This window comes from Marinobacter flavimaris, from assembly GCF_002933295.1.
GTDB lineage: Bacteria > Pseudomonadota > Gammaproteobacteria > Pseudomonadales > Oleiphilaceae > Marinobacter > Marinobacter flavimaris.
Genome location: NZ_PSSW01000029.1, coordinates 1 through 4,015, shown reverse-complemented (window position 1 = coordinate 4,015; position 4,015 = coordinate 1). Strand labels below are relative to the sequence as shown.

Here is a 4,015-nt window from a genome sequence, read left to right as displayed (position 1 = left end):
TGTTTCAGGATCGACAGGATCTGGCTGTCGGAAAATCGTGACTTCTTCATGCAGAATCTCCCTGCGTGTAGCTTACGGAAAATTCTACTTTTGATCACCGCTGTTTTTCGGGGGGATTACCAGGTCAGGTGATGGGTTAACTTCAACTTCAATAACTTCTCTGATCGCGCCACCTGAGGCTATATTTCGTACCGACAAAGTCCGGGCCTTTGTCTCCTGGATCAGTAGGGCAGTGCGTTAAGGATGAATTCTTGTGCAGAAATATTGCGGCCACGATAAGGAGAAAACGATTATTTTGCTTTGTAAGGCCGCAGAAAATGCTAAGTTCTTGTTATGCCCACGACCTTCCAATAAAGGATAGTAGAGATGATGCGAACTGAGTTTCTTCAGGAATTGATCAAGCAGCTCTCGCCAAAACTGGATTCGACAACTTACGTCTACTGCACAGTACCCAAGGCCAGGTATGGCGAACTGGAACACCTTAACCCGATTGTCAGCATTGCCGAACTGGAAGGCCTGACGCTGGTAATTCCTCTTGAGCAGGCCAAAGCCGAGGGCCTGGACTACTACAGAATCTTCCGGCGCATCACTCTGGAAGGGCATTCAAGCCTGGAGGCCCTGGGGCTCACATCGGTGGTAACAAGCCTGTTGGCGGAAAGAGGCATCACCACCAATGTGATAGCCGGGTTCTACCATGACCACATGTTCGTGCCCAGTGACCGCACTGAGGAGGCCATGAAGGCCCTGAAGGAGCTGGCTAATAACCCGAACGGCTAATCTGACATCCGGCTGTCCTTGTAACAGCCGGTTTCTCTACAGCCTGGAAATGGGTTACCAACCCGTCAATCAATTGTCGGTCGGTTTTGTCGGCACTTGAGTCCGAACGGCTGCGAATCGCAGGGCAACGGCCAGGGTAAAAAATGCCGCCAAGCCGCCGAAGAGAGTAATTACAGGAACAATGTTCATAGGATTAAAACCTCCAGTAGGACTAATTGCGGCCTGTCGTCAGTTGTCAGCGTTCCGGGCCTGAAAGTCAGCGATGTCTGATCCCGACATTTGCACGACAGGTTATGTGCAAGCTCACTATTAGTCTACGAGGAAGAGGCTGTGATGGGCGTAGGCAGAAACCATTATTACGGGTATGCAAATACACTTAGACGAGCGCCAAACCGCGGAAAGCTCCGTTTCTTGCCAGCCGCTCGTCCAAGTTGCACACTCAAGGATTCGTTTCTGTAAACCGACGTTGATTCAATTCAACATCAGCCAATCGCCGGAGCGCATAAGCTGATTTCTTTGCTCGGTGTTTAGTACATCCCGAATGTCCTGCTGGGCTTCAACCTGCAATTCGGTGATCTCCTTGATGACGTCGAAGACCCTTTGTTGTTGATCATTAATATCGCCAGCATCGAGTTCCTCTGCGGTATAAAGCTCTTCCAGCTTGAGTGATGCCTCATACCTTTCAACTTTCAGCTCTTGAAGCTCCGATCTCAGTTCTTTCTGAATCTGCGCAATCTCTTCAAGCTGTTCCTCATCCAGGTCCAGGTCCACTGTCGGTCCGCCAGTCACGGCACCATAGCCGGGCATATTGTGATGCATCCCACCTTGTCCACTCATGCCATGGTGCTTCGGGTATGCCCCGTTGCCATGGTGGCCTTGATAGCCGTCTTCGTGGTGGTAATGGTGTTGCATTCCCGGCGTTTTGCCCCCATCGGTCTGGCCGGCTTCAGGGCCAGATGCTGTCGGCGCCGAAGCTTCGTGGGCATGGGCCATAAAACCGGTGGTAGAAAGGCCCAGACAGAGCGCCAAAGACAGCCAGTTACGCGAACTTTTTGCGATGTTCATTTTGTTGTCCTCGCTTTGAAGAAAGTGTGGAAGTTTCGTTCCATGTTTTGAGTCCAGTGTATACGTGCTTGTTGCAGGATTGGCTGATGAGCGGAACGCTCTGGACCACCAGAAAAATGAAGTTGCACAACTAAACGAATATGGATTATCTATGTTGCTATGTCTCAGATAACGTCACTGTATGTCTATAAAGTTGCCGGTCAGGCAAGCCCGGGCGTAGAAACGCGCGACTTGATACGGGAACTTGGCCTTCCTGTAGACGGCCCCATCGATCCAACGCAGATGGTGTCTTCTGCGGCGTATTACGGCTTTTTTGCCGAACTGGTTGATCGAGATCCCGATGGGCTTGTCCTGCCATTGAGGATCGGCGCTGCCATGCGTAGCGACGAGTACGGTGCTTTCGGTCTGGCGTGGAAATCCGCTCCAACTTTGCGAGGCTCTTTCACCAGGGCAGAGCGTTACGGGCATGTACTGGGTAGCGCGGAAACCTATTCACTCGAAAAGACGGAAGAGGGCTTTCTCTTCAACCTTGAAAAAGCAGGCGATGGTTCTCGGGGCATGCTGCTCTCAAATGAGGCCAGCATGTCGGCGGTAACGACCATCAGCGAAGAAGTAAGCACCTCACGCTTTGTACCGATGGCCATCTATTTCAAGCATGCGCCGCTAGGCAATACCAGCGTGTATGAGTCGTATTTTGGCTGTCCCGTTCATTTCGAGTCGGGTCGCGATGCGATGCTTGTGAGTAACGAAAGCATCGATACACCCAACAAGCTGGGCGACGAATCCATCGCCCGTTTTTTTGACCAGCATCTTGAGCTGCAACTGAATTCGCTCAAAGGCGATACTGAACTGCAGCAACAAGTCAGGCGTGCTGTCGCCAACGTGCTGAGTGAGGGTGTACCGAAGCTGTCACGAATCGCCTCCGAGTTGAAGATGGGCGCCCGGACATTGCAAAGAAGATTGTCGGAGCAGGGCTATTCATTTCAAACCATTGTCGACATGGCGCAGAAAGATCTCGCACAGCGACTTCTGCGCGAGACAGACTACAGTCTTGCCGAAGTTGCCTTCCTGACGGGGTTTGCGGAACAAAGTGGGTTCACTCGGGCCTTCAAGCGTTGGGCGGGACAGACGCCACGATCCTATCGACTTCGAGCTCGCTGAAGCGGAATTCAAGCTTGTCGTCAGCTGCACAAACTCTGGCACCCTGGGGCAATAACAAACAACACTGTTCCTCGAAAATTGACTTGCACTTACGAGAAAAGGAGCAAGTCAATGAAACCATCTAATCAGCCACATCAAACAATTCTTGTCGTAGGCGGTACCGGAAAAACCGGGAAACGCGTCGTTGAACAGCTTAAAAGCATTGGTCATGAGGTTCGAGTTGGGTCCCGCTCTGCAATCCCGTCTTTTGATTGGGCCAACGAGAAAAGCTGGGACGCCTGCCTCACTGGCGTAACCTCAGCCTACATCACTTATTCACCAGACCTGGCAATGCCTGGCGCAACTGACGCTATCCAGGCGTTCGCTAGCCTGGCCAGACGCCGCGGAGTGAAGCGACTTGTGCTGTTATCAGGGCGTGGCGAAGCCGAGGCACAAGCCTGCGAAGACATTGTTCAGGAATCTGGCCTCGAATGGACGGTCGTCCGCGCAAGCTGGTTTAACCAGAACTTCTCTGAGGGCGCATTCATCGACATGGTGTTGAATGGCGCCATCACTCTGCCAGCAGGCGATCAGGTCGAGCCCTTCGTTGATGTCGATGACATCGCAGACGTGGCTGTTGCGGCCCTGACTCAGGACAACCACAGCGGGCGCATCTATGAAGTGACGGGGCCAAGACTCATGACCTTTGCAGACGTGGCCAACGATCTTTCCCGAGCGACCGGTCGCGAGATTTCATTCATCGACGTGCCTCACAAGAGCTTTATTACAGAGATGGAGAACTCCGGGGCGCCTGAGGATGTGGTCTGGATGCTGGACTATCTCTTCGCAACGGTTCTTGACGGCCGCAACGCCCATTTGACCGATGGCGTACAACAGGCACTTGGCCGGCCTGCGTATTCCGGCGAACGTGACCGGTCATTCCGGGGATCGTGACCGATTTGCACACGGCCATCACGCTGGAGTGAGTTTTGTACTCTGAGCGGTCACGATGGGTCAACCGATTCCGGTTTTT

At 52.7% G+C, this 4,015-nt stretch carries 4 protein-coding genes; 3 read left to right on the top strand and 1 reads right to left on the bottom strand.

What is annotated here, in order from left to right; all coding sequences use genetic code 11:
* Window positions 1-366 precede the first annotated feature (366 nt).
* A complete protein-coding gene (locus MDHKLMBL_RS20540) occupies window positions 367-777 on the top strand; it encodes an ACT domain-containing protein (protein WP_014577053.1) in 411 nt (136 codons plus the stop codon).
* Window positions 778-1,248: 471 nt separating this feature from the next.
* Here the strand turns inward: MDHKLMBL_RS20540 and MDHKLMBL_RS20535 are convergent, their stop codons facing one another.
* The gene (locus MDHKLMBL_RS20535) at window positions 1,249-1,842 is read right to left on the bottom strand and encodes a Spy/CpxP family protein refolding chaperone (protein WP_104272557.1); all 594 of its coding nucleotides are present in this window, start codon (window positions 1,840-1,842) and stop codon (window positions 1,249-1,251) included.
* Window positions 1,843-2,001: 159 nt separating this feature from the next.
* Between MDHKLMBL_RS20535 and MDHKLMBL_RS20530 the strand changes: the two genes are divergently transcribed.
* Both MDHKLMBL_RS20530 and MDHKLMBL_RS20525 read left to right on the top strand, forming a co-directional pair.
* Complete coding sequence (locus MDHKLMBL_RS20530) at window positions 2,002-3,003, top strand: AraC family transcriptional regulator (protein WP_104272556.1); 1,002 nt, start codon at window positions 2,002-2,004, stop codon at window positions 3,001-3,003.
* 111 nt (window positions 3,004-3,114) lie between these two features.
* Window positions 3,115-3,936 (top strand): NmrA family NAD(P)-binding protein, encoded by an 822-nt coding sequence (locus MDHKLMBL_RS20525; RefSeq protein WP_104272555.1) that lies wholly within the window; start codon window positions 3,115-3,117, stop codon window positions 3,934-3,936.
* Window positions 3,937-4,015: the final 79 nt, after the last annotated feature.

Bases quoted from the DNA above. Each gene is read 5' to 3' on its own strand.
- MDHKLMBL_RS20540 (WP_014577053.1), top strand. From the start codon at position 367: ATGATGCGAACTGAGTTTCTTCAGGAATTGATCAAGCAGCTCTCGCCA.
- MDHKLMBL_RS20535 (WP_104272557.1), bottom strand. From the start codon at position 1,842: ATGAACATCGCAAAAAGTTCGCGTAACTGGCTGTCTTTGGCGCTCTGT.
- MDHKLMBL_RS20530 (WP_104272556.1), top strand. From the start codon at position 2,002: ATGTCTCAGATAACGTCACTGTATGTCTATAAAGTTGCCGGTCAGGCA.
- MDHKLMBL_RS20525 (WP_104272555.1), top strand. From the start codon at position 3,115: ATGAAACCATCTAATCAGCCACATCAAACAATTCTTGTCGTAGGCGGT.